Origin of the sequence: Aminobacter sp. NyZ550, assembly GCF_025628925.2 — a bacterium.
GTDB lineage: Bacteria > Pseudomonadota > Alphaproteobacteria > Rhizobiales > Rhizobiaceae > Aminobacter > Aminobacter ciceronei.
In genome coordinates this window covers 859,350-884,929 of sequence record NZ_CP114190.1, presented here as the reverse complement: position 1 = coordinate 884,929, position 25,580 = coordinate 859,350, and the positions used below count along the sequence as shown (strand labels likewise).

The 25,580-nt window shown below is 64.5% G+C and carries 21 protein-coding genes, 1 tRNA gene and 1 pseudogene; 16 read left to right on the top strand and 7 right to left on the bottom strand.

Translation table 11 applies throughout. From position 1 onward, the window contains the following. Position 1 precedes the first annotated feature (1 nt). The 7 genes from N7E70_RS04305 to N7E70_RS04275 all read left to right on the top strand — a co-directional run bounded on the left by N7E70_RS04305 (position 2) and on the right by N7E70_RS04275 (position 7,569). Positions 2-886 carry an amidohydrolase family protein gene (locus N7E70_RS04305; RefSeq protein WP_263005627.1) on the top strand — a complete coding sequence of 295 codons (885 nt, stop codon included), beginning with the start codon at positions 2-4 and terminating at the stop codon, positions 884-886. Then, positions 883-2,424 (top strand): sugar ABC transporter ATP-binding protein, encoded by a 1,542-nt coding sequence (locus tag N7E70_RS04300; protein ID WP_263005626.1) that lies wholly within the window; start codon positions 883-885, stop codon positions 2,422-2,424. The genes N7E70_RS04305 and N7E70_RS04300 overlap by 4 nt, the downstream gene beginning before the upstream one ends. Then, a complete protein-coding gene (locus N7E70_RS04295; protein ID WP_067955967.1) occupies positions 2,421-3,419 on the top strand; it encodes an ABC transporter permease in 999 nt (332 codons plus the stop codon). Before N7E70_RS04300 ends, N7E70_RS04295 begins: the two co-directional genes overlap by 4 nt. Positions 3,420-3,523: 104 nt before the next feature. Further along, positions 3,524-4,471: an ABC transporter substrate-binding protein gene (locus N7E70_RS04290; RefSeq protein WP_182574034.1), complete on the top strand. Its 948-nt coding sequence runs from the start codon at positions 3,524-3,526 to the stop codon at positions 4,469-4,471. Between the two features lie 64 nt (positions 4,472-4,535). Beyond that, positions 4,536-5,390 (top strand): fumarylacetoacetate hydrolase family protein, encoded by an 855-nt coding sequence (locus N7E70_RS04285; protein WP_067955966.1) that lies wholly within the window; start codon positions 4,536-4,538, stop codon positions 5,388-5,390. 113 nt (positions 5,391-5,503) lie between these two features. Beyond that, a complete protein-coding gene (locus N7E70_RS04280) occupies positions 5,504-6,781 on the top strand; it encodes an L-fuconate dehydratase (protein WP_067955963.1) in 1,278 nt (425 codons plus the stop codon). Between the two features lie 11 nt (positions 6,782-6,792). Beyond that, a complete protein-coding gene (locus N7E70_RS04275) occupies positions 6,793-7,569 on the top strand; it encodes an SDR family oxidoreductase (protein ID WP_067955962.1) in 777 nt (258 codons plus the stop codon). 6 nt (positions 7,570-7,575) lie between these two features. Here N7E70_RS04275 and cls read toward each other — a convergent pair whose 3' ends face one another. Next, entirely contained in the window at positions 7,576-9,033 is a 1,458-nt protein-coding gene (gene cls / locus N7E70_RS04270; protein ID WP_067955959.1) for a cardiolipin synthase, read from the bottom strand. A gap of 199 nt (positions 9,034-9,232) precedes the next feature. On the opposite strand from cls, the gene N7E70_RS04265 reads away from it, so the two are divergent. Continuing rightward, positions 9,233-10,516, top strand: coding sequence for a glycosyltransferase family 2 protein (locus N7E70_RS04265; RefSeq protein ID WP_067955957.1), 1,284 nt, complete (start codon positions 9,233-9,235; stop codon positions 10,514-10,516). A 33-nt stretch (positions 10,517-10,549) separates the two neighbouring features. Here N7E70_RS04265 and N7E70_RS04260 read toward each other — a convergent pair whose 3' ends face one another. Beyond that, on the bottom strand, positions 10,550-11,227 hold the full coding sequence (locus N7E70_RS04260) for an aspartate/glutamate racemase family protein (RefSeq protein WP_067965917.1): 678 nt from the start codon (positions 11,225-11,227) through the stop codon (positions 10,550-10,552). A gap of 127 nt (positions 11,228-11,354) precedes the next feature. Here N7E70_RS04260 and N7E70_RS04255 point away from each other — a divergent pair. After that, positions 11,355-12,029, top strand: a pseudogene (locus N7E70_RS04255) (MurR/RpiR family transcriptional regulator); the annotation flags it as partial. Between the two features lie 3 nt (positions 12,030-12,032). On the opposite strand, the gene N7E70_RS04250 reads toward N7E70_RS04255, so the two are convergent. After that, on the bottom strand, positions 12,033-12,866 hold the full coding sequence (locus tag N7E70_RS04250; RefSeq protein ID WP_263005625.1) for a helix-turn-helix transcriptional regulator: 834 nt from the start codon (positions 12,864-12,866) through the stop codon (positions 12,033-12,035). A gap of 123 nt (positions 12,867-12,989) precedes the next feature. Here N7E70_RS04250 and N7E70_RS04245 point away from each other — a divergent pair, with 123 nt between their 5' ends. The 3 genes from N7E70_RS04245 to N7E70_RS04235 all read left to right on the top strand — a co-directional run bounded on the left by N7E70_RS04245 (position 12,990) and on the right by N7E70_RS04235 (position 16,408). Next, positions 12,990-14,096, top strand: a complete 1,107-nt coding sequence (locus N7E70_RS04245; protein ID WP_263005624.1) for an aminotransferase class I/II-fold pyridoxal phosphate-dependent enzyme — start codon at positions 12,990-12,992, stop codon at positions 14,094-14,096. A gap of 336 nt (positions 14,097-14,432) precedes the next feature. Then, a complete protein-coding gene (rocF, locus tag N7E70_RS04240) occupies positions 14,433-15,353 on the top strand; it encodes an arginase (RefSeq protein ID WP_182574040.1) in 921 nt (306 codons plus the stop codon). A 2-nt stretch (positions 15,354-15,355) separates the two neighbouring features. Next, entirely contained in the window at positions 15,356-16,408 is a 1,053-nt protein-coding gene (locus N7E70_RS04235; RefSeq protein WP_442866493.1) for an ornithine cyclodeaminase, read from the top strand. Between the two features lie 336 nt (positions 16,409-16,744). Here the strand turns inward: N7E70_RS04235 and N7E70_RS04230 are convergent. After that, positions 16,745-16,819: transfer RNA gene (locus N7E70_RS04230), tRNA-Gly, on the bottom strand. A gap of 211 nt (positions 16,820-17,030) precedes the next feature. Here N7E70_RS04230 and N7E70_RS04225 point away from each other — a divergent pair. The 4 genes from N7E70_RS04225 (at position 17,031) to N7E70_RS04210 (ending at position 19,545) form a co-directional block, all read left to right on the top strand. Next, entirely contained in the window at positions 17,031-17,543 is a 513-nt protein-coding gene (locus N7E70_RS04225; RefSeq protein WP_169808296.1) for a prolyl-tRNA synthetase associated domain-containing protein, read from the top strand. Positions 17,544-17,612: 69 nt separating this feature from the next. Continuing rightward, positions 17,613-18,572: a thioredoxin gene (trxA, locus tag N7E70_RS04220; protein ID WP_263005623.1), complete on the top strand. Its 960-nt coding sequence runs from the start codon at positions 17,613-17,615 to the stop codon at positions 18,570-18,572. 65 nt (positions 18,573-18,637) lie between these two features. Continuing rightward, positions 18,638-19,309, top strand: a complete 672-nt coding sequence (locus N7E70_RS04215; protein WP_263005622.1) for an LON peptidase substrate-binding domain-containing protein — start codon at positions 18,638-18,640, stop codon at positions 19,307-19,309. A 23-nt stretch (positions 19,310-19,332) separates the two neighbouring features. Continuing rightward, positions 19,333-19,545, top strand: coding sequence for a Trm112 family protein (locus N7E70_RS04210; protein ID WP_067955941.1), 213 nt, complete (start codon positions 19,333-19,335; stop codon positions 19,543-19,545). Between the two features lie 247 nt (positions 19,546-19,792). On the opposite strand, the gene N7E70_RS04205 is transcribed toward N7E70_RS04210, so the two are convergent. Genes N7E70_RS04205 through N7E70_RS04195 form a run of 3 tightly spaced genes read right to left on the bottom strand, consistent with a single transcriptional unit; the run spans position 19,793 to position 25,531 of the window. Next, positions 19,793-23,134, bottom strand: a complete 3,342-nt coding sequence (locus tag N7E70_RS04205; RefSeq protein ID WP_263005621.1) for an error-prone DNA polymerase — start codon at positions 23,132-23,134, stop codon at positions 19,793-19,795. Continuing rightward, positions 23,131-24,615, bottom strand: coding sequence for a Y-family DNA polymerase (locus N7E70_RS04200; protein WP_263005620.1), 1,485 nt, complete (start codon positions 24,613-24,615; stop codon positions 23,131-23,133). Before N7E70_RS04200 ends, N7E70_RS04205 begins: the two co-directional genes overlap by 4 nt. Then, positions 24,545-25,531 (bottom strand): ImuA family protein, encoded by a 987-nt coding sequence (locus N7E70_RS04195; RefSeq protein ID WP_263005619.1) that lies wholly within the window; start codon positions 25,529-25,531, stop codon positions 24,545-24,547. Before N7E70_RS04195 ends, N7E70_RS04200 begins: the two co-directional genes overlap by 71 nt. Between the last annotated feature and the right edge of the window lie 49 nt (positions 25,532-25,580).

Below are 25,580 nucleotides of genomic sequence, written 5' to 3'. Positions count from 1 at the left end.
CATGATCGAAAGGATCGACGGCCACTGCCACTACTGGATGCTCCAGCGCGGCGACTATGGCTGGCTGACATCAGACGCCGCCGATCTCCAGCCGATCTACCGCGACTTCGGCGCGGCCGAGATGCGCCCGCTGGCGGAAGCCGCCGGCATCGCCAAACGCATCCTGGTCCAGGCAGCCCCGACGGAAGCCGAGACGCAGTTCCTGCTCGACCAGGGCCGCGACGACAAGGCTGTTGCCGGCGTCGTCGGCTGGGTCGACCTGTCCTCCACCGACAGCGTTGCCACGCTCGATCGCTTCGCTGCCGATCCCCTGTTCAAGGGCGTCCGGCCGATGTTGCAGGATCTCGACGATCCCGACTGGATCGCCACCCGCCCGCACCTGGACGCTATCGCAGCGCTCAAGCGGCTCGGCCTGCGTTTCGACGCGCTCGTGATGCCGCAGCATCTTCAGGCGCTCGGGCGTTTCGTCGAGGCACATCCCGAGCTCCCCGTCGTCATCGACCATGCTGCCAAGCCCGCCTTCGCCGCTTCTGCCGACGATCCGCGCCATGGCATGTGGCGGTTCGGCATGGCCGAACTGTCGGGGCGCACGCAGGTCTATTGCAAGCTGTCTGGCCTGCTCACCGAATTGCCCGCGGAGCGCCGCGCGACGTCCAAGGCCGCGGCTGAAGCGCTGCACCCGGCGATCTGCAGCCTGCTCGACTGGTTTGGGCCGGATCGCCTGATCTGGGGGTCGGACTGGCCGGTGCTGACACTGGCCAACCCCTTCGCCTTCTGGGACGAGGTCACGGGCCGCCTGCTTGACGGCCTTGGCCAACGCGAGCGCATGGCGATCCTGGGCGGCACCGCCGCCCGCTTCTACGGCATCGCGGGAGGTCGCGCATGACCGCTCTCGTCGTCATGAAGGACATCGGCAAGTCGTTCCCCGGCGTGCGCGCCCTGCACAATGCCCAACTCGAGCTGCTGTCAGGCGAAGTGCATGCCCTGATGGGGGAGAACGGCGCCGGCAAGTCGACGCTGATGAAGATCCTCGCCGGCATCTACCGCCGCGATGCGGGTGAGATCCTGCTCGACGGCAAGCCGGTCGAGATCAACTCGCCGCGCCAGGCCCAGAATCTCGGCATCGGCATCATCCATCAGGAGCTCAATCTGATGCCGCATCTGACAGCGGCGCAGAACATCTTCATCGGCCGCGAGCCACGCAAGGCCGGCGGCCTGCTGCTCGACGAGGCGAAACTCAACGCTGATACCGCCGAGATCTTTGCCGCGATGCATCTGAAGCTCGACCCGCGCACCCCGGTCGGCGGGCTGACCATCGCACGCCAGCAGATGGTCGAGATCGCCAAGGCGCTGTCCTATCGCTCGCGCGTGCTGATTATGGACGAGCCGACGGCGGCCCTCAACGACGCCGAGATCGCGGAGCTCTTCGCCATCATCGCCAGGCTGAAGGCCGAGGGTGTCGGCATCGTCTACATCTCGCACAAGATGGACGAGCTGAAGCGCATCGCCGACCGCGTCACCGTCATGCGCGACAGCGAATATATCGGCACGGTGCCGGCTGCCGAGACGCCAGTCGAGAAGATCATCTCGATGATGGTCGGCCGCGCGCTGACCGACGAACGGCCAGACATTCCCGACCACTCGGGCTCCGAAATAGTGCTCGAGGTCAGGAACCTCAATCGCGGTACGGTCATCCGCGACGTCAGCCTTTCTGTCCGCAAGGGCGAAATCCTCGGTTTCGCCGGCTTGATGGGCGCCGGCCGCACCGAAGTGGCGCGCGCCATCTTCGGCGCCGATCGCCGTGACAGCGGCGACATCTTCATGCATGGCAAAAAGGTCGACATCCGCATCCCGCAAGACGCCGTGCGTGCCGGCATCGGCTACCTCTCCGAGGACCGCAAGCATTTCGGCCTCGCCACCGGCATGGACGTGCGCAACAACGTTGTGCTGGCCAGCCTTGCGCGCTTCGCCGGCCCGGCCGGGTTGCTCAGGGAAGGCGCCATGCACGATGTCGCCACCCGCTACATCGACCAGTTGGCGATCAAGACCCCGTCGGACCGGCAGGAAGTGCGCCTGCTGTCGGGCGGCAACCAGCAGAAGATCGTCATCGCCAAATGGCTGCTGCGCGACTGCGAGGTGCTGATCTTCGACGAGCCGACGCGTGGCATCGACGTCGGCGCCAAGAACGAAATCTACAAGCTCTTGAATGCGCTGGCCCAGCAGGGCCGCGCCATCATCGTCATCTCCTCCGAACTGCCGGAGGTGCTCCGGCTCAGCCATCGCATCGCGGTGATGTGCGAGGGGCGGCTGACCGGCATCTTGCCCGGCGGCGCCAGCCAGGAGGAGATCATGCATTTGGCGACGCTTCGCGGCGATGCCGCCAACCAGAACAAGCAAAAGACGGCAAAGGGAGAGGCCAAATGAGTGCTGCAGCATCCACGGCGAGCACCTCTGCCGTTTCGCGATTTTCCGGCGCGCAACACCGGCTGCTCGCCTTCGCCAGCCTGATCATCCTTGTCGCGGTGTTCAGCTTTGCCTCGCCCAATTTCATGCAGACGTCCAACATCATCGCCATCCTGCAGGCGACATCGGTCAACGGCGTGTTGGCGATCGCAGCAACGCTGGTCATCATCACAGGCGGCATCGACCTGTCGGTCGGCACGCTGATGACCTTCTGTGCGGTGATTGCCGGCGTGGTGCTGACCTTCTGGGGCATGCCGCTCGGCCTCGGCGTGCTGGCCGCGATCCTGGCGGGGGCTGCCAGTGGCACGCTGTCCGGAACGTTCGTCGCCAAGCTCAAGATCCCGCCCTTCATCGCCACGCTTGGCATGATGCTGATCCTCAAGGGCCTGTCGCTGGTGATCTCGGGCACGCGCCCGATCTACTTCAACGGCACGCCTGGCTTCACCCAGATCTCGCAAGGCTCATTGATCGGCTCGGTCATCCCGAGCCTTCCGATCCCCAACGGCGTGCTGATCCTGTTCCTGGTCGCCATCGCCACCAGCTTCATCCTCGAGCGCACCATTTTGGGCCGCTTCACCTTTGCGCTCGGCTCCAACGAAGAGGCGGTCAGGCTTTCCGGCGTCAACACCGACCGCTGGAAGATCGCGGTCTATGCGCTGGCCGGCTCGATCTGTGGCATCGCCGGCCTGCTGATCGCCTCGCGGCTCAACTCGGCCCAGCCCGCGCTCGGCCAGGGCTACGAGCTCGATGCGATTGCGGCGGTTGTCATCGGCGGCACCTCGCTGTCGGGCGGCCGCGGCACCATCATCGGCACGCTGATCGGCGCCCTCATCATCTCCGTGCTCGCCAACGGCCTGCGCATCCTCTCGGTCGCCCAGGAATGGCAGACCGTGGTCACCGGCTCGATCATCATTCTCGCCGTCTACACCGACATTCTGCGGCGGCGCAGGCTTTGAGCAAGCTTGCTTCGCGCAGCGCCGGGGTGCTGCGCCAACATCAAGAAGAGAGCGAAAGCGCCCCACCAGCAGAGTTCAACAACCAAGGTTCAATCGGAGGAAACATGTTCACCAGACGCACAGTGATTGGCGCTCTCAGCGCCATGACGATCCTCGGCTACGGCTCGACCATGGCAATGGCCCAGGACAAGATGTACATCCCGCTGATCTCCAAGGGCTTTCAGCACCAGTTCTGGCAAGCGGTGAAAGCCGGCGCCGACAAGGCTGCCGCCGATCTCGGCGTCGAAGTCACCTTCGAAGGCCCTGACTCGGAAACCCAGGTCGACCGTCAGATCGACATGCTGGCCGCAGCGCTTGCCAAAAAACCGGCGGCGATCGGCTTCGCCGCCCTCGACAGCCAGGCGGCTATCCCGCTGCTGCAGCAGGCCAAGGACGCCAAGATCCCGGTCGTCGCCTTCGACTCCGGCGTCGACAGCGACATCCCGGTGGCCACAGCCTCGACCAACAATATTGCGGCGGCGGCCCTCGCCGCCGACAAGATGGCCGAGCTGATCGGCGACGAAGGCAAGGTGGCACTTGTCGTCCATGACCAGACCAGCCGCACCGGCGTCGACCGCCGCGACGGCTTCGTCAACCGCATGAAGGAAGCCCACCCGAAGGTCGAGATCGTCGCCATCGAATATGGCGAGGGCGATCATCTCAAGTCGACCGAAATCACCAAGGCGATCCTGCAGGCCAACCCCGACCTCAAGGGCATGTTCGGTGCCAATGAAGGCTCGGCCATCGGCGTCGTCAACGGCGCCAAGGAGCTCGGCCGCCAGCTGGTGATCATCGGCTACGACTCGGGCGCCCAGCAGAAGGCGGCGATCCGCGACGGCCAGATGGCCGGCGCCATCACCCAGAACCCGGTCGGCATCGGCTACAAGACTGTCGAGGCAGCCGTGAAGGCGGCAAAGGGCGAAGCCGTCGAAAAGAACATCGACACCGGCTTCTACTACTACGACAAGTCGAACATCGATCAGCCCGAAATCGCAGCGGTGCTGTACGACTGATCCTGGGCAACTCTACCGGAGGCGGTCCGCCGCCTCCGGCTTTTTCCAATCAAGGTGACATCAGATGAAACTGCTCCGCTACGGCCCCAAGGGCAACGAGAAGCCCGGCATCCTCGACAGATCAGGCCGCGTCCGCGATCTCTCGCGCCACGTCGACGACATCGCCGGCGACGTTCTGACGCCCGAAGGCCTCGCCCGCCTGCGCACCCTCGATATCGAGACGCTGCCGCTGGTAGCCGGCACGCCTCAGCAGGATCTGCGCCTCGGCGCCTGCGTCGGCCGCATCGGCAAGTTCATCTGCATCGGCCTCAACTATGCCGACCATGCCGCCGAAACCGGTGCAGCCATCCCCCCCGAACCGATCGTCTTCAACAAGTGGACCTCGGCTATCGTCGGTCCCGACGACGACGTCGAAATCCCGCGCAATTCGGTCAAGACCGATTGGGAGGTCGAGCTTGGCGTCGTCATCGGCAAGCCCGGCCGCTACATCGACGAGGCCGACGCCATGTCCCACGTTGCCGGCTATTGCGTCATCAACGACGTTTCCGAACGCGAATTCCAGACCGAGCGCGGCGGCACCTGGGACAAGGGCAAGGGTTGCGACACCTTCGGCCCGACCGGCCCCTGGATGGTGACCGCTGACGAGATCGCCGACCCGCAGAACCTCAAGATGTGGCTCGATGTCGATGACAAGCGCTTCCAGGACGGCTCGACCAAAACGATGATCTTCTCGGTGCAGCAGGTCGTATCCTACCTCAGCCGCTTCATGAGCCTGCAGTCCGGCGACGTCATCTCGACCGGCACCCCGCCCGGCGTCGGCCTTGGCCAGAAACCTCCTGTCTATCTCAAAGCAGGCCAGACGATGACTCTTGGCATCGAAGGCCTGGGCAGCCAGAGGCAGCGCGTTATCGCTGCCTGACCCCTTTGGAGCGGGAGGCGTCTCCCAGGCAATCCTTCCGCTCTCGTTTCAGCCGCACGAACTTGCCCTCGAGGCTCCCAGCCTTTCGGGATCGTGCCCAGAGGACCCACACCATGACCAGAATCATCGACATGCGGGTGCTCGACCTGCGTTTCCCGACGTCGCAGCATCTCGACGGTTCCGACGCGATGAACCCGGACCCCGACTATTCGGCGGCCTATGTCATCCTGAAGACCGACACGGCAGGGATCGAGGGTCATGGTCTGACCTTCACCATCGGCCGCGGCAACGAGATCTGCTGCGCGGCGATCGAGGCGATGCGCCATCTGGTCGTCGGCCTGGAGATGGACAAGGTGGCCGCTGACATGGGCGCCTTCTGGCGGCACGTGACGTCGGACAGCCAGTTGCGCTGGATCGGCCCGGACAAGGGCGCGATCCACCTGGCCACCGGCGCCGTCGTCAACGCCGTCTGGGATATCTGGGCGAAGATGGTTGGCAAGCCGGTGTGGAAGCTGGTCGCCGACATGTCGCCGGAAGAACTCGTGCGCTGCATCGACTTCCGCTACATCACCGACTGCATCACGCCCGAGGAAGCGCTCGCCATGCTGCGCGAAAAAGAGCCGGGCAAGGCCGAGCGGATCGCGACCCTCGAGCGCGAGGGATATCCCTGCTACACCACCTCGGCCGGCTGGCTCGGTTATGGCGACGAGAAGCTGCGCCGGCTGTGCCAGGAAGCGGTCGACGCCGGCTTCAACCACGTCAAGCTCAAGGTCGGCCGCGACAAGGCCGACGATATCAGGCGCCTGCGCATCGCGCGTGAGGTGCTCGGCCCAGACCGCCAGCTGATGATCGACGCCAACCAGGTCTGGGAAGTCGGCCAGGCCATCGACTGGGTACACGACCTCGCCTTTGCCAAGCCGTGGTTCATCGAAGAGCCGACCAATCCCGACGACGTCGAGGGCCATCGCAAGATCCGCGAGGGCGTCGCCCCGGTCCAGGTCGCCACCGGCGAGATGTGCCAGAACCGCATCATGTTCAAGCAGTTCATCATGCGCGGCGCCATCGACGTGGTGCAGATCGACTCCTGCCGCCTCGGCGGCGTCAACGAAATCCTCGCCGTGCTGTTGATGGCGGCGAAATACAATCTGCTCGTCTGCCCACACGCCGGCGGTGTCGGCCTGTGCGAATATGTCCAGCACCTGTCGATGATCGACTACGTCTCAATCGCCGGAACCCGCGAGGGCCGTGTCGTCGAATATGTCGACCACCTGCATGAGCACTTCAAGGAACCCTGCGTGGTGCAGCACGCCGCTTACATGCCCCCGTCCGCGCCCGGCTTCTCCATCGAGATGAAGCCCGCGACGCTCGAAGACTTCCAGTTCCGCGGTTGAGGGAAACGACAATGGACCTCGGGCTGAAGGACAAGATCGTCATCGTCACCGGCGGCGGTGCCGGCATCGGCGGCGCGGTCACACTCGGTCTCGCTGCCGAAGGCGCCATTCCGGTCATCTTCGGCCGCAGCCCACTGGCCGAGGATTTCGCCGCGAAGCTCAAGGCCGTTTCGCCGCGCTCGCTGTTCGTCCAGGTCGAGCTGATGCACGATCCCGAGATCGGCGCAGCTGTCGAGCAGGTGGCAAGAACCTTCGGCCGCATCGACGGGCTGGTCAACAATGCCGGCATCAATGACGGCATCGATCTCGAGGCCGGTTCGGATGCTTTCCGCGAGTCGCTCGAACGCAACCTGATCCACTACTACACCACCGCCCATCACTGCCTGCCGTGGCTGAGAAAATCGCGCGGCGCGATCGTCAACGTCTCGTCCAAGACCGCACTCACCGGCCAGGGCAGCACCAGCGGCTACACCGCCGCCAAGGGCGCCCAGCTGTCACTCACCCGTGAATGGGCCGCCGCCCTGCGCGGCGATGGCATCCGCGTCAACGCGGTCATCCCGGCCGAGGTGATGACGCCGCTCTACGAAAAGTGGCTGAAGACATTCGACGATCCGGAAGCACGGCTGGAAGAAATCACCCGACGCATCCCGCTCGGGCAGCGCATGACGACGTCGGAAGAGATCGCCGACACCATCATCTTCCTGCTCTCCGACAAGGCCAGCCACACCACCGGCCAGTGGCTGTTCGTCGACGGCGGCTATACCCATCTCGACCGCGCACTGGACTGAACGCGGCTAAAGCACCGGCCCGAGCATGGCGATGGCGTTGTTCCAGATCTGGCGCGGCCGGCTCCACTTGGCGACCATGCGGTCGCTGATGGGGATGGACGACTCGATATAGCTCTGCTGCCGCTTCCGCACCTCGCCGGTAACGCGTGCGTCGTGCAGCAGGATATTGTTCTCGAAATTCAGCTCGAAGCTGCGCCGGTCGAGATTGGCCGAACCGATCAGCGTCACCTCGCCATCGACCGTCAGCGTTTTCGCGTGCAGTAGGCCGCCTTCATATTCGTGGATGTTCACGCCGGCATCGAGCAGTTCGCGATAGTAGCTGCGGCTTGCCGCCGCGACGATCCAGGAATCGTTGCGCCGGGGAAGGACGATGGTCGTTTCGACGCCGCGGTGGCCGCAAGCGCACAGCGCCGCCTGCAGCGGCTCGTCCGGCACGTAATAGGGTGTCGAAATGACGAGCTCGCGCCGTGCGGCGTTCATCAGCGCGATGAACATTTCGGGCATCGCCGAATAGCGCACGGCAGCACCCGTGCCGATGACCTGCGCCGTAAAGCCGGGTTGCGCCGACGGCAGCGGCTGGCGCATCAGCGGGCTCAGGTCCTCCTTGACCTGCGCCATCCAGTCGCTGGCAAACAGATGCTGGTTCTGAAGCACGACCGGGCCCTCGAAACGCATCATCACGTCAACCCAGGGCGCGTACTTCGCCTTGATGGCAAAGGCCGGATCGGCGCAGTTCTGGCTGCCGCAATAGGTGGTCTTGTTGTCGATAACGACGATCTTGCGGTGGTTGCGCATGTCGACCCGCCCCTTGAGCGGGCGCAGCAGCGCGATCCCTACCGGCAGGGCGCGCGCCAGCCTGACCTTGGCTGAAGCCATCTCGCGCCAGTGCGGCGACCGGATCAACCGGCGCGAGCCGATGTCGTCGACCATCACCCGGCACGTCACGCCGCGCATCGCCGCGCGCTTGACCGCCTCGACCATCTTCACGCCGTTGCTATCGGGCAACCAGATGTAGAATAGCAGGTGCACATGATCGGTGGCCGCATCGATGTCGGCGATGATCGCATCGATGGCAGCATCGGAACCAGGCATGAGGTGAGCCCGGTTTGCACCGACCGGCGCATAATTGCTGATCGATTCGCCGACACGAAACAGCGGCGCGTAGGGCTCCGGGACGCTTGGCTGCTCGCGCCCGTCGAGATCGGTCGTGTTGATCGTGGCAAGCGAGGGCAAGCTCTGGAGCGCGTCGCGCAGCCGGGCGATACGGCGGCTGCCGACATTGGTATCACCGAACAGGATGTACGCGACAACGCCGACCACCGGCGCAACGACGATGACCACGATCCAGGCCAGCCGCGAGGCCGGCTCGCGATGCGGGCGCAGCAGCGCCCGCACGAGATAGATGATCTGCAGGCAGATGGTCAGGTTGACCAGGGCCCAACCTAGATAGGCGGAAGCGCTCATGTTTGGGGTGGCCCTCCAGACAGTAGGTTCAACCGATAACAGATAATTCGATGCGGGAGCCATAACCCTTGCTCTCGGGGAGAGCGACGGAAGGCCCGGACACGCCGGCAGGCAATTTGTTGCCAAGGCACTCATGCCGTGCAATGTGCAATGCCAAGAGCGCCTGCCCCGCTCAGCCAAATGCCCGGGGGAGTTGTCAGTGCACAAGAAGGTGGACGGGCTGTCGGTCGAGACGTCAGCGTCTGATTTGACGCTGCGCGGGCTTTCGCTCAGCGAGCTTGCACCCGAGCCGGTGACCTACCCGCTCGTCTCCTTCATCATCCGAAACTGGAACTACGCCCGCTTCGTCGGATCGGCGATCCGCTCGGTTCGCCATCAGACCTATCCCAATTTCGAAGCCATCGTCGTCGACAATGGCTCGACCGATGACAGTCGACGCGAGATAGAAGCGGCGATCGGGGACGACCCGCGGTTTCGCACGATCTGGCTCGACGAAAACCTCGGCGCACTCGCAGGGGCATTGAAAGGCCTGGATGTCGCACGCGGCGATTTCGTCACCTTCGTCGATTCCGACGATTATCTGCTTGCCGACTTTACCGCCATGCATGTCCAGACGCATCTGGCGCTGCCACGGAGCGTCGCCTTCACATCGAGCGCGGTGATCGAGATCGATGCGACTGGCGCAGCATTGGGAACCGGTCTGAGGGGATCGCAGCCCGACACGCGTAAGGGCAGTCTGCGGCGCTCCTTCCTGGTCGTCCGTTTGTCTGAGGTTTCCGGTCCGCAGTTCGACCAGCTCGACGACAGCGTCGTTGCCCATCCACCCACCGAAAACGGCTGGCTGTGGTCGCCGGGCACATCAAACATGTTCCGCCGTTTCCTGCTCGAAACCATCCGCCCGCGCGCCAAATCAGACGTCATGTTCGGGCTTTCGGTCGACGGCCATTTCTGCCGGCTCGCCCATGTATTTGCCGGATCGGCCACGATCGCCATGCCGCTGTCGGCCTATCGGCTGCACGGTAACAACTTCTTTGCCGGCAATCCGACCCTGGACGGGGCCGTGAACGTCTCCGGCCCCGCCAGGAGATTTTTCCCCGCGCGCCGCCGCGAAGCGATGCGTGTTCTCGTCGAAGACGCGGCGTCGCTTTCGGCGAGCATGGGGGCATGGCGCTTCTGGTCCGCGATTGCCCAGGTTCTCGACAGCGACGGCGTCACTTCGGTTCAGGTCTTCGAAGCGCCCGAAGCCCAGGCCATCATCGTTGAGAACCTGCCTGCGCTGTTCGCGACCTTCGGCAAGTGGGACACCTTGCGCAAGCTGCGGCAGCTGATGTCGAGAAGCGCATTGAAGGCTATTCTCCGCGCCGCCGGCCTGAGCCCCGCTGCCTATGCACCGCGCATGGTCGGCATCGAGCTGTCGATGCTCGAAGCCAGGCTGAGGCGCAAGCGTCGCGCAAAAGCTGCGCGGCGGAATCCAAGACCGTAAGGACGCCGTCCCGCGAAAGGGTGGCGGCCAATCTCAAGCGGGCACCGGAGACAAGACCCCGGAACCTGTCGGCAACAGTCCAAGCACGCGTTCCATGGCGCAAGGGATCGGCGCGATGATCGGCGTGTCGAACATCGGCTGCAGTTGTTCGGCCGCCTGGCCGAGCGGGCCGCCGCCGATGATGACGGCCTCCGCTCCATCCAGCTCGATGCATTCGCGTACAGCCTCGGCCAGCGACTGCCCGAGAAGCTTTTCGTCGCCGGCAAGCGCGATCGGATCACCCGCCGTGCAGCGGATGCCGGCATAGAGATGGTCGAGGCCAAGGTCACGGGCACGACCCGCAATCGCCTCGACAAGATCCGGCGTCGTCGTCGCGACGCCGAACCGCCGCCCGTCGCGCGCGGCCTCGATCATCGAGGCCTCGCAGATGCCGACGACTGGCACGTCGACCCGTTCCCTCAGTGCCGCCAGTCCAGGATCGCCAAAGGCGCTGACGATGATGCCCCGGCAGTCCTGGCCATGGCTGGACCCGATCTCGATGACCTGGTCGGCCGCAGCTTCAAGCTGCGGGCCGTTGACAATCATCGGCGGGTTGCGGGTAGCCGTGGCAATCGCCACGGCTACCCGTCCTGCTGCAGTCTTGCGCGCATGCATCATGTCGCTGGTTGCCTGCGAGCTGTTGGGATTGATCAACAGGATATGTGACGTCATGCTCATCGTTACGCTCTTGCTTGCGCCTGCCGGGTCGACACTTCGGGTGTCTCGACCTCGGCCGGCTGGGTCAGGTCTTCCATCGACATGCCATAGGTTTCGGGGCCCATCTGGATGCAGAAGGCACTCGCGCTTCGTCAAACGGCTGGGTTATGACAACTACGAAGAAGCCCGGCGCCATGCGCGCGAGGAAAAGCAGACCGGCTCGCGCCTGTTCCTGACGACCTCGACGGATACTGCCGGGGTGCAATCGCTGGGCGCCCATATCGCTCAAGGCATCGCCAACATCGAAGGCACCTTCGCCACCATCACCGACAGCCAGATCGACGCCGCCGTCGAAGCGATGCTGGCCAGCCGCAAGATCTGGGTGCTCGGCTTCCGCAGCAGCCACCCTTTCGCCGACTACTTCCAGTGGCAGATAACGCAGGTGGTGGAAAACATCGTCGCCATACCGGGTGGCGGGCAGACGCTGGGCGAACATCTCGTCAGCGTCGGCAAGGACGACGTTGCAGTGGTATTCGGGTTGCGCCGCCGCATCGCGCGCATGGAAATGGTGCTGTCGGCGATCGAGAAAAGCGGCGCGAAACTGCTCTACATCACCGACGAGGGGTTGCCCCACCGCCCGGGTGCGGCCTGGCATTTCCGCTGCCAGACACTCGCCCCGGGCCCGCTGTTCAACCACGTCTCGGCGATGGCGATCTGCCACCTGCTCGCCACCCGCGCCATCGAACGGTCGGGCGCTGCGGGCCGGACCCGCCTCAGGGGCATCGAGACCATCGGCGACGCGCTTGAGGAACTGTAGTCTTCAGCCTGCCGGCATGCGGTCGCGTACATGCCGGAGGAACAACGACAGAAGTTCGGCCTGGGTGGAGATGGCAAGCCTCTCATAAGCATGCTTGCGATGGGTCTTGACCGTGGCGCGCGAGATGTCGAGGTGAGCCGCGATCGAATCCGAAGAATGCCCGCGCAGCACGAGCACCACCACCTCGCGCTCGCGGTTGGTCAACAGCTCGGCGCCGAAGCTTTTATAGGCCGCCTCCGCCCAACCGGCACCGATGGAATGCCGCTTGGCCGCATGCCGCGCCTTGATGCGTTGCCAGTGCTGGCGAAAGCTCGTCTCGATCAGCGGCAACAGGCCGTTGAGCCTCTCGACAGCCGCGTCGTCGAAGCTCCCGGGCCGGGCGCTGTAGATGCCGATCTCCGTCGTCTCGCCATCGTCGAGGGTCACTGCGATGTCGATCTCCTCGAGCCCGCGCGGCCAGTCGCGGGTGACGTAGCCGATCTCCTCCGTCTCCGCGATGATGATTTCATAGGAGCGGTAGACCTCGCTCTGCAGATAGTGGTCGGGCGCGAGATCGCGGACGCGGTAGACGCCCGAAGCGATTCCCTTGAGATGGCTCTGGTAGAACGGATTGAGGATATAGGTCTGCGCCAGATATTGCTTCAGCCCGTTGCGCGCCCGCTCGCCCTTGAAGTCGTCATGGATATGCAGCGGCGGGCGGCTGCCGCGATAGACGACGATGGCGATCATGTCGAAGGCGACGTGGCTGCGGATCCAGGCGGCCAGGACCGACGGAAACCGCGGAGCGCCGATGGCGCCGACCAGTTCCGCCACATCGCGATAGTCGTCCTGCGGCATACGCTTGCTGCGTCCCCTTATGTGCCGGCAACCTCCTCCCCTGGGAGGATGGCTTGCCGTGGCGATCCTGACTAACACTGCTCACCGACACAGTGGCATGCCGTGGCACGGGAGAGCGCGAAGATGAACTACGCCAGGATGGTAATCGAAAAGGAAGCGCCGGAGGAATATGGCTACGACCGTATTCGCTACAATCTCTCGGAGAGCTCGATTGCCGACCAGAAGCTGTCCGAGATCGGCCTGTCTCTGCCCGACCTGACGCTGTTCTACGGTGAACATCGCGGCGACAAGGCCTTGCGCGAGTTGATCGCCGGCCAGGATGCCGGGCTTTCTCCCGACCATGTGCTGGTTACCGCCGGCGCCGCCGGCGCGCTGTTCATCATCGCCACCAGCCTGCTGTCGGACAAGGATCACCTCGTGGTGGTGCGGCCCAACTACGCCACCAATATCGAGACGCCTCGCGCCATCGGCTGCGCCATCAGCTACATCGACCTCGACTTCGACAACGGCTTCGCCGTCGATCTTGCCGAAGTGGCGGCTGCCCTGCGGCCCAACACGCGCTACATCAGCGTCACCTGCCCGCATAACCCGACCGGCACCATCATGAGCCGCGCCGATCTCGACGGGCTGATCGCCCTTGCCGAGCGCCACGTCTGTTACCTGCTGGTCGACGAAACCTATCGCGACCTGAGCTACGGCCAGCGCCTGCCTGCAGCCGCCTCGCTCAGCCCGCGCGCCATCAGCGTCTCGTCGCTGTCCAAGGCCTATGGCATCCCCGGCATCCGCATCGGCTGGCTGGTTACCCAGGACGCCGGGCTCTACGAACGGTTTCTCGCCGCCAAGGAGCAGATCGGCATTTGCGGCAGCGTCATCGACGAGGCGATCGCACGTGCCATGCTGGAACGCCGCGACGAGTTCCTCGGCGCGCTGATGCCCGAGATGCAGGCGCGGCGCGACATCGTCCAGCAATGGATCGACCGTGAGCCGCTCGTCGACTGGGTCCGGCCGCAAGGCGGCGTCGTCGGCTTCCCCCGGATCAATGTCGGTCCCGATTTCGACCTCGACCGATTCTACGACGGCCTGCTCGAAAAGCACGGTGCCTATGTCGGCCCCGGCCACTGGTTCGAAATGCCCAAAACCTATTTCCGCGTCGGTTTCGGCTGGCCGACCGAAGCGCAACTCAGGGGCGGGCTCGAAGCCATCTCCGCCGCCCTGCGCGAGCAGAATTGAGCGACATCCTGGTCGCGGGATGACGACGGCACCGAAAGTTGCCGAAGCACCTGCATTTCCATCGCGCGGCTGCGGTCAGCATCACGTTCGCGGACGATGGCGACAGGTTGGCTTCGGCATCGACGAGGCCGCGATCGAGGCCCGCCGACACCAATCAGACATCGGTACTCGTCGGTGGACGCCACGCTCGGGGCATATTATGCCGTGGTGCATGCGCGCTCGAGCGTCGACGCCGTCCTTGCCTGGCAAGAGCCAGTTCGAAAACGCAGGATGAAACGGCCGCTGGCGCGAAAACAGAAAACAATACCGGGCCATGCCCGGCGAGGAGACATCGAGATGCATTGCCGGATCATTGGCGCACCCATTCAGGAAGGCACCGACCGTAGGGGCTGCGACATGGGACCAAGCTCGCTCCGGACCGCAGGCCTTGTCGAGGCGCTTGTCGAACTTGGCCATTCCGTTGCCGACATGGGGCAAGTCGTGCCAGTGCCGGGGCCGGCGCTGGAGCACCCGAACAAGGCGCTGAAAGCCCTGCCCGCGATCGCGGCCTGGACGGCGGCCCTGGCCGAGGCGGCCTACCAGATCAGCGCCGACGCCATGCCGATCTTCCTCGGCGGCGATCACAGCATGTCGGCAGGCACCGTCAGCGGCATTGCCCGGCGCGCGGGCGAACTCGGCAAGCCGCTGTTCGTGCTCTGGCTCGACGCCCATCCGGATTTCCACACGCTCGACACCACCACCAGCGGCAATTTGCACGGCGTGCCGCTTGCCTATGCCAGCGGCCTGTCCGGTTTCCAGGGCTATTTTCCCAAGCTTCAGGCCAATGTCAGCCCCGAGCGCATCTGCGCGCTGGGCATTCGCAGCGTCGACCCGGCCGAGCGTGTCGCGCTTGCCGAGGCGGGCGTCACCGTCCACGACATGCGCGCCATCGACGAGCATGGCATCGCGCCACTGCTGCGCGCCTTCCTGGAGCGTGTGGCGGCCGAAGGCGGCATGCTGCATGTCAGCTTCGACGTCGACTTCCTCGATCCGGCGATCGCGCCCGCCGTCGGCACCACGGTGCCCGGTGGCGCGACCTTCCGCGAGGCACATCTGGTGATGGAAATGCTGCATGACAGCGGCCTGGTCACCAGCCTCGACCTTGTCGAACTGAACCCCTTCCTCGACGAACGCGGCCGCACCGCAACGCTGATGGTCGACCTGACGGCGAGCCTGATGGGCCGCCGCATCATGGACCGTCCGACCAGGAGTTACTGACCATGACCGAAAAACTGAATGTCGTTCCCTTCGTCAGCGTCGACCACATGATGAAGCTTGTGCTGGCGGTCGGCGTCGAGCGTTTCCTGACCGAGATGTCGGCCTACATCGAAGAGGACTTCCTGCGCTGGGAGCAATTCGACAAGACCCCGCGCATCGCCTCGCACAGTCATGACGGCGTCATCGAGCTGATGCCGACGAGTGACGGCCACCTCTACGGCTTCAAATACGTCAACGGCCACCCCAAGAACACCCGCGACGGCCGCCAGACGGTAACCGCATTCGGCGTGCTCGCCGATGTCGGCAACGGCTATCCGATGCTGTTGACCGAGATGACCATCCTGACGGCGCTGCGCACCGCGGCCACCTCGGCGGTGGCAGCCAAATATCTCGCGCCCAAGGGCGCCGACACCATGGCCATCATCGGAAATGGCGCCCAGTCGGAATTCCAGGCCGTGGCGTTCAAGGCGCTGCTTGGCGTCAACAAGCTCAGGCTCTACGACATCGACGCCTCCGCCTCGCGGAAATGCCAGGCCAACCTCGCCGGCATGGGCTTCGACATCGTCATTGCGGACAATGCGCAGGACGCGGTGGAAGGTGCCCAGATCATCACCACCGTCACCGCCGACAAGCAGCTTGCGACCATCCTGACCGACAACATGGTCGGATCAGGCGTTCACATCAACGCGGTCGGCGGCGACTGCCCCGGCAAGACCGAGCTGCACAAGGATATCTTGCTGCGCTCCGACATCTTCGTCGAGTTCCCGCCGCAGACCCGCATCGAGGGCGAGATCCAGCAATTGGCTGCCGATCACCCCGTCATCGAGCTGTGGCAGGTCATGGCAGGCAAGGCGCAGGGCCGCAACTCCAGCGCGCAGGTCACGCTGTTCGACAGTGTCGGCTTTGCCATCGAAGATTTTTCCGCTTTGCGTTACGTCAGGGACAAGCTGATCGACACCGGCCTGTTCGAGGAACTCGACCTTTTGGCCGACCCCGATGAGCCGCGAGACCTGTTCGGCATGCTGTTGCGCGCCGCCAAGGCATCGGCCGTCTAGCTGGGATCGTAACCTCGCCAAGCAGACCGCAAGGCGTTCGGCGCCACTGGCCTTGGCGTCTGTCGAGGGCTCATGCCAGCACGCTATCTTGTACGTTGGGCCCTGTAGAGGCTGTGCTGGGTTCTGGGTCGGCCGCGCGGCAACCGCGCTAATGATTCTGTCGCGCTTCGAGCGCCTGACGCGAATCCAGCGGCCGCGGTGACGATACGGACATTTGCCGTGGACCAAGCCATTCGACCGTGCTTCGAGGACAAGCTGCATTGAAGCGTCGCGGTCTTACCGCCTTCCAGAAACGACGAAGGCCGCGGTGAAACCGCGGCCTTTTCGTGGGATATTTGGAGCGGGTGAAGCGATTCGAACGCTCGACCCCAACCTTGGCAAGGTTGTGCTCTACCCCTGAGCTACACCCGCTCGCCGCGGCTCGTCGCCGCAACGGCTGCTATATGGCCGAAGCTCGCGGCGAATGCAACAGGGAAAAACCGCTCTGTCTTGAACTTTTTTCGCGGCGGCTGAAAATCCCATGATTCCCCTCGGGAAGCTCTGCGTCAGCGCTATGCCGGACTTGTGCAGCAAGCCGGCTTTGCCCATAAACCTCGCGCAACGGCAATTCCCGGAAGCTGCGATGACCGCCTCGATGACACCCAAGACCCGCGCCGAACTGCTCGCCTATCTGGCTGGGCTCGGCATTTCAGTGACCACCCACGACCATCCCCCGCTCTACACCGTCGCCGATTCGCAGGCGCTGCGCGGCACCATATCAGGCGGGCACACCAAGAACCTTTTCCTCAAGGACAAGAAGGACAACTTCTTTCTGGTCACTGTCGATGAGGAAGCAAGCGTCGACCTCAAGCAGATCCACCAGTTGATCGGTGCCTCGAGCCGCGTCTCCTTCGGCAAGCCCGAGGCGCTCATGGAGCTGCTCGGCGTCGTGCCCGGTGCTGTCACGGTCTTCGGGCTGATCAACGACACCTCAGCCAGGGTGAAGCTGGTGCTCGACAGCGCGCTGATGGAAAACGCCGTCATCAACGCCCACCCGCTGACCAACGAAGCGACGACCTCGATTGCCAATGCCGACCTGCTGCGATTCGTCGAGGCAACCGGCCATGATGCTGTTATCTTGAAAGTCTCGGGCTGATCGCCACATGGTGGGCTGACGGCCAGGCCAGGTCGCCGGCAGAAGATAGCGAATACCGGAAGAGTGAAGATGAGCAACGAAAGCAATCCCTTCGGCGGCATGGGCAGCCAGTACGCCACCAACGTCCAGTTTGGCACCGCACCTGCCGCCCCCGTGGCCGAGCTCATCAAGGACACGACGACGGCGGCCTTCAGCGCCGACGTGATCCAGGAATCGCGCAAGCAGCCGGTGCTGGTCGACTTCTGGGCACCCTGGTGCGGCCCGTGCAAGCAGCTGACTCCGGTCATCGAGCGCGTCGTCCAGGCTGCCGGCGGGCGGGTCAAGCTGGTCAAGATGAACATCGACGACCATCCGGCGATTGCCGGCCAGCTCGGCATCCAGTCGATTCCCGCGGTTATCGCCTTCAAGAACGGCCAGCCGGTGGACGGCTTCATGGGTGCAGTGCCCGAAAGCCAGATCCGCGATTTCATCGACAAGATCGCCGGCAAGGATGGCGGCCAGCCGCAGATCGCCGAGGCGCTTGCGGCAGCAGCCGAAGCGCGCGAAGCTGGCGACCTGCAGACTGCGGTACAGATCTATGATGCCGTGCTCGAACAGGTGCCCGACAATATCGACGCCATCGCAGCGCTTGCCGACATCCTGTTCGAGGCAGGCGATGCAGAAGGCGCGAACGAGGTGCTGGCACGCGCGCCCGACGACAAGAAATCCGCTGCGGCACTGGTTTCCGTCCGCACCAAGATGGCGCTTGCCGAAGAAGCGGCAGCGCTTGGCGATTCCGCCGAGCTCGAGCGCCGGCTGGCGCTGGATCCCGGCGATCACCAGGCGCGTTTCGATCTCGCCATGATCCAGAACGCCAAGGGCCAGCGCACCGAGGCTGCCGACAACCTGCTGGCCATCGTCAAGGCGGACCGGACCTGGAACGACGACGGCGCCCGGGCACAATTGCTCAAGCTCTTCGAAGCCTGGGGCTTCACCGACGAGGTGACGCTTTCGACGCGTCGCAAGCTGTCGTCGCTGCTGTTTTCGTAATCGAGCAGCGCCGCGGCCTTGCGTTTGGTTGCAACAACCCCAGATGAGTAGCAGCTGAGGACAAGATGCAGGCAGGAAACGCGCATTACCGGCTCGACAGCGATCTGCCGACAACACTGGCGGTGTTCCCGCTGACGGCGGCCTTGCTGTTGCCGGGTGGGCGCATGCCGCTCAACATCTTCGAACCGCGCTACCTCCAGATGATCGACGACGCGATGGCCGGCTCGCGGCTGATCGGCATGATCCAGCCCTCGCTCGACGGCAATCTGCGACCGGACGGCGAACCGGCGCTCTGCCCGGTCGGCTGCATTGGCCGCATCACGTCGCTCGCCGAGACGGGTGATGGCCGCTACCTGATTTCGCTGCAAGGCGTCTGCCGCTTCCGTATCGTCCAGGAGCTGGTGGTCAAGACGCCGTTCCGGCAGTGCAGGATCACCTCGTTTGCGGCGGATCTCGGCGAGGACAAGGCCGGCGCGGAAGTCGACCGGCCGGCACTGCTCAAAGCCTTCCGCACTTACCTCCAGGCCAACGAACTCGAGGCCGACTGGGAGAGCGTCAGCCGCGCCGACAACGCCATACTGGTCAACGCGCTGTCGATGATGGCGCCCTATGGCGCTGCCGAAAAGCAGGCACTTCTCGAAGCTCCCGATCTCAAGACCCGCGCCGAGACGCTGATCGCGATCACCGAAATGGCGCTGGCTCGCGAAAACGAGGATTTCGGATCGATCCTGCAATAGGCAACGCTGCCGGAGAGCCGGAAATGGTCGAGACCAACAAACGCGACATCGACGTCAAGCTGCTTGAACTTTTGGCTTGCCCGCTGACCAAGGGGCCGCTGAAGTGGGATGCCGAACGCGGTGAACTGGTCTCCAGGCTGGCAAAGCTGGCTTACCCCGTGCGCGACGGCATTCCCGTCATGCTGCCCTCCGAGGCACGGCAGATCGGCGACCGGGAACCCGGCCCGAGCACCTGATACGCGACCTTCCTTGCCCTTCGAACCCGGGACAAGATTGCGCGCCCTGCTGCGGCCGATTCCACATCACACAATGAACGCTTCGCCCGGCACCTCGAGAGAGATTTGCCCGCCAGCTTTACCACGCGCGGACGTGCTTCCCGTCGGCACGCCGCCGGCCGATACATCGCAAGTGAATGATCGACGGATACGCCTTGCCGCCCGGCACGGTTCGCCATTTGCCTGCGCTCTTCCACCCCTCCATCCGCTATTGAAAGTTGCGGCCCTTGGGCATGACGTTGCTCGCCTTGCGGGCCAGCGTTTCGTAGCTCTGCAGCATGCGCGGGTCACGTGCGGCCTTGTCGGCGGAACTGGCCCGTCCCTCCGCAATCGGCCGGTTGCTTTGGTCGGCAGTTGCCTGCAGTTCCTCCGACATCGTCGCCAGCCAATGCGTCCAGTCCTCCATATTGTCGGCAACGATATGGATGACACCGGATTCCTTCTGCAGCTTGCCGGTGACGCGGATGAACTTCGATCCCATGATGACAGGCCGGAAGCGCTCGAAGACACGTGCCCAGACGACGATGTTGGCGATCGAATGCTCGTCTTCCAGCGTGAGGAAGATGGCATTGCCTTTGCCCGGTCGCTGGCGAACCAGCACCAGCCCGGCGACGGAGACCCGCCGCCCGTCGGGTACATCACCGAGCCAGGCATTGGGTGTAATGCCGGCACGGTCGAGATGGTGCCTGAGGAAGGCCACCGGATGCGCCTTCAGCGACAGGCCGAGCGAGCGGTAGTCGTGAATGACATGTTCGCCGAGCGGCATTGACGGCAAGTGTGTTTCTGGTTCGTTGTCGCCCAGTTGCACTTCGGGACGGTCGAACAGCGGCAGCATCTCGGCGGCACTCTTGCCATCGAGTGCCCGCACCGCCCACAGCCCCGCCCGCCTGTCGACGCCGATGGAGCGGAAGGCGTCCGCCTGGGCGAGAAGCTCGATCTCGCCGACATCGAGCCCAGAGCGCAGCCAGACATCGCGCACCGAGACGTAGCCCTTGCCACGCCGCGCAGCAAACTGCTCCATCCTGGCTTTGCTCAGCCCCTTGATCTGGCGGAAGCCGAGCCGGACGGCATGGCTGGTCCTGATGACATCCCGCATTTCGGCGTGGCGTTGCTGGATGCGTTTTGGGTCGAAGCCCGAACGCTCGAGCGTACAGTCCCAGACGGAATGGTTGACGTCGATCTGGCGAATTTCGACGCCGTGATCCTGTGCATCGCGCACCAGCTGTGCCGGCCGGTAGAAGCCCATCGGCTGCGCATTCAGGATCGCCGCGCAGAACACGTCTGGATAATAGGCCTTGAACCAGCATGAGGCGTAAACGAGCAATGCGAAGGCCGCGGCATGGCTCTCGGGAAAACCGTACTCGCCAAAACCCTCGATCTGCTTGAAGCAACGCTCGGCGAAGTCGCGCTGGTAGCCCCTGTCGACCATTCCCTGGATCATGCGGTCGCGGTAATTGCCGATCGTGCCGGTGCGCTTGAAAGTCGCCATCGCGCGCCTGAGCTGGTCGGCCTCGCCGGGCGTGAAGCCGCCGGCGACGATAGCGATCTTCATTGCCTGCTCCTGGAACAACGGCACGCCCAGGGTCTTGCCCAGGATGTCCTCAAGCTCCGGTTTGGGAAAGCCGTGCGCTTCCTTGCCCTGTCGGCGCCTGAGATAGGGATGCACCATGTCGCCCTGGATCGGGCCGGGACGGACGATCGCCACTTCGATGACAAGATCGTAGAATTTGCGTGGCCTCAGCCGCGGCAGCATCGACATCTGCGCCCGGCTCTCGATCTGGAAGACGCCGAGCGTGTCGGCCCGGCAGATCATGTCATAGACCTTGGGGTCCTCCGGCGGCAGCGTCGCCAGCTCGAACGGACGGCCATGTCGGTCACGCTCGTCGTAATGCGCCTCAAGCAGGTTGAAGGCCTTGCGCAGGCAGGTCAGCATGCCCAGCGCCAGAACATCGACCTTCAAGATGCCGACGGCGTCGAGGTCGTCCTTGTCCCATTCCACCATCTTGCGCTCGTCCATCGCCGTCTTGACGATCGGCACGATCTCGTCGAGCCGGTCTCTGGTGATGACGAAACCGCCGACATGCTGGGACAGATGGCGCGGAAAGCCCATGATCTCATTGGCGCGGTCGATGACATGCCGGGTCACCGGGTCGGCCTTGTCGAGGCCGCCGGCCGTCGCTTCCTTCTCGCCCAGTTCCGACGAATACCAACCCCAGATCGAGCCGGACATGGCGCCCCTGACGTCATCCGACAGACCCATCGCCTTGGCGACTTCGCGCAGCGCCGAGCGACCGCGATAGGTGACGACGGAAGCCGCGAGCGCGGTGCGCTTGGCGCTGTATCTTTCGTAGATGAATTCGATCACCTCGTTGCGCCGCTCGTGCTCGAAGTCGACGTCGATATCCGGCGGCTCGCCACGTTCCTCCGAAATGAAGCGCTCGAACAGCACATCGACGATATCGGGTCCGACATCGGTGATGCCGATGCAGAAGCAGATGACAGAATTGGCAGCGGAGCCGCGCCCCTGGCAGAGGATGCCCCTCGAACGGGCGAACTTCACAATCTCGTGGACGGTGAGGAAATAGCGGGCGTAATTGAGCTTTTCGACGATGTCGAGCTCATGCCGGATGATGCCCTGAACCTTTTCCGAAACGCCGTCCGGGTAGCGCTTTTTGGCACCCTCCCAGGCCAGCCGTTCCAATTCCGCCTGCGGTTCGAGGCCGGATTCCGTCGGTTCGTCGGGGTAATTGTATTTGAGCTCGCTCAGCGAGAAATGCAGGCTTTCGGCAAAGCGCAACGTCTCGGCCAGGGCCTCCGGGTGGTTGCGGAAAAACCTTGCCATATCGACAGGCGGCTTGAGGTGGCGTTCGGCATTCGCCTTGAGCTCGAAACCGACCTCGGCAACAGGCACGCTGAGGCGGATTGCCGTCAGCACATCCTGCAGCGGGCGCTGGTCCGGTGCATGGTAGAGCGCATCATTGGTCGCCATCAGCGGTATGCCTGCCATGGCGGCCATGGTAGCGGCCTGCTCGATCCTGAAGCGGTCGTCCCCACCGAAATTCGGAGCGACCGCGAGCCACAAGGAAGTGCCGAAGCGCTCCTTGAGACTGCGCAGAAGCGCAACGTCATCTTCCCTGGCGACCGCGACGTCGGGCAGGATGGCAAGCGACAGCAGGTCGCCCCACTCGAAAAGATCTTCCCGATAGAGAAGCGGCGCACCCTTTTCGCTCTCATCCCGGGCATTGGCCTGGGTAAGCATGCGGCACAGATGTCCCCAACCTTTGCGATCCCTGGGGTAGGCGAGCATGTCGGGCGTACCGTCGGCGAAAACCAGGCGGCATCCCGGGTGGTAGGCCAGCCCTTCCGTCTCCGCCATCTTCCACGCGCGGACGACACCAGCCACCGTATTGCAATCTGCAAGGCCGATGGCCGAAAGCCCCAGGAATTTCGCCGCGATCACCAGCTCTTCCGGAGCGGAAGCCCCGCGCAGAAAGGAGAAGTTCGACTGGATGCCGAATTCGGCATAGCTGGCAGCGACGACCATGTTCATGCGAAGACCCCGTGCAGGAACCAGCGCGGCACCGCCTGCGCATTGTAGAGGCCCTGCCGGTAGAGCCAGTAGCGGCGGCCCTCGGCGTCCTCGATGCGGTAATAGTCGCGCGTCGGCGCATCGGCCGCCTGGCGCCACCATTCGGGCGCGATGCGCTCGGGCCCTTCCGCCCGCGCCACGCGATGCAACGCCCGGCGCCAGCGGAAATTGAGCGGCGGACCATCGGGAATCTCGGTCGCCGGAACATCGATTGGTTCGGGCTGCCGAAACAGGCGAATGGGGCGGTCGGGCAACCGGAACCGCCTGGTAGCTTGCTGCGCCGCTCTGGCAGGACGCTCGGCTCCGTCCTTGCGGGCCTCTTCCTGGGCATAGGGCCGGGCGGGGGCGGCACGTTCCGGCAAATGGCTCTCGACCGGGATCGCTTCGAGCACCGCAGCTTCGCCAAGGCGTGCACTGATGCGATCGGCAAAGATCGCCAGTTCTTCGCCGCCATCCTCCACCACCTCGCCGGCAAGATCGGCCTGGCGCGCCTCTAAGCGGGCCGTCGACAGGGCAGAGAGACGCACGAGGTCGAAGCCGTAGCCGGCATCGATTGTCTCGCCGAGTGCCGCCAGCCGCTCATGAAACAGCCGGCGCACCAGTACCGGCTCGCGGATGGGGCGTGAGGCCCCGACAGTTATGCGGCTGACCATGCCGTCGACCCTAAACAGCAGCAGTTCGAGCGCGCGTACGCCCTCTTCCCGGCGCTCGAGATCGACCTTGAGGGTGGCGGCAAGCAGGCCGATCAGCCGCTCGATGTCGTCGATGAGCGACAGCGGGTCGGCGAGATGGCGCTCAACCGAAAGCGGGGCGACAGGAAGACGCGGTGAGATCGCCTCCTCGAGCCGACCCAACGCCTGGTCGAGGCGCTCGATGAGCTCTGCCCCGAAGCGACGGACAAGTGGCGCGCGCGGCCCGTCCATGATCGCGCCGACGCTGCGCAGCCCGACGCTTTCGAGGCTCGCCTTCGTCCTGGCATCGATCCTCAGCGCCGACAGCGGCAGGCGCGCGAGAAATTTGCGTTCGTTGCCCGGGGCCAGGATTTGACCCGTGGCAAAACGTGCCGTTGCCCATGCAGCACCAGGCGTCGAGGCAAGACCGGCGCGCACGTCGAAACCCTGGTGGAAAAACCGCGCCATCAGATCGGCAAGCAACGCCTTTTCGCCGCCGAAGAGGTGAGCGCAGCCTGAAATGTCCAGGAACAGTCCGTTTTCACCGTCGATCGCGACAAGCGGCGTGTAGCGGTCGCACCAGTCGGCAAGTCCTTCGAGCAACCGGCGGTCGGCCTCGGGATCGGCTTCGACGACATCGATGTCGGGGTGCATGGCGCGCGCCTCGGCGATGCCCATGCCCGGCTTCAAGCGAAGCGCCTCAGCCCGTGCGTCGAGGCCGGCGATGCGCTGGGTGTTGTTCTCGCGGTGGCTTGTTACCAGCGGCTTCAACGGCTGCGGGCTTGAACGCCAGGACCGCCCCAGCCTGCGCCGGAGGATGCGTTCGGCCGCGAGATGGGGAAACCACAGCGATACGATTCTCTGGGCTTCGTTCTGCGAGGGTGCGTGCATCGAGGTTCCATTCCAGAATGAAGCTGCCGGGAAGAGCCGTGCGGCTCTTGCCAATCTCGACAGCGAAGGCGGGAGCTGCGATCGAACCGGCCAGCGGCCCGAGAAGCGTTTGCCGCAAGGTGGCCGGCGCCGGCGAGACGACCAGCCGGACGGGGGCTGCCGTTGGTTCCGGCTCGGCCGACTGGCGCAGCAGGAGGACGGGCCGGCCACTGTCCTGTGCCCGGCGGTGCAGGCGCCGCGTCGCCGTGAGGTCGACAATGCGCGGGTTGCCGCGCAATTCGACGACGACGGCTGCTATCTCCTCGATGCGGGCTGCTTCTTCGGCGATCCACAGCACGTCGGCGGCCTTCGGCGCCTCGGCAAGCAGCAGGCTTTCGGCCGGTATGCCGAAGAAGCTGGCGAGGCCCGGTGCGTAGGGCAACCCTGCCTCGCGGAACATCTCTGTGGTACCGACCCACAGCACCAGGTCGCTGGGCCGCGACCGCTCCTTCAGCATGCCGCTGACGAGCGCCAGCGCCAGCCCCGCGGCAGCCCCCGCATTGCGGGTTTCGGTGCCATGGATCTCGGTCAGCGCCGCCTTCGGCAGGCCGCCGCCAAGCACCTCGTCGAGCCGCTCGACACCGGTCGGCAGGAAGAAGTCACGCGCCGAGGCGTGGCCGTTGCGGCGGACCAGCAGCCCCGCGACCGGCTGGCCGTCGGCAGGCGAGACCAGCCTCTCAGCCAGTGTTCCCTCGATCTTGGCTATCTTCTGACGCAAGGCAAAAACGACATCCCGCGCCACGGCGCTGGTCGCCATGTCGATCTGCTTTCCCTGTTGTTCCTGTTATGTTCCTATAGATTCCAGA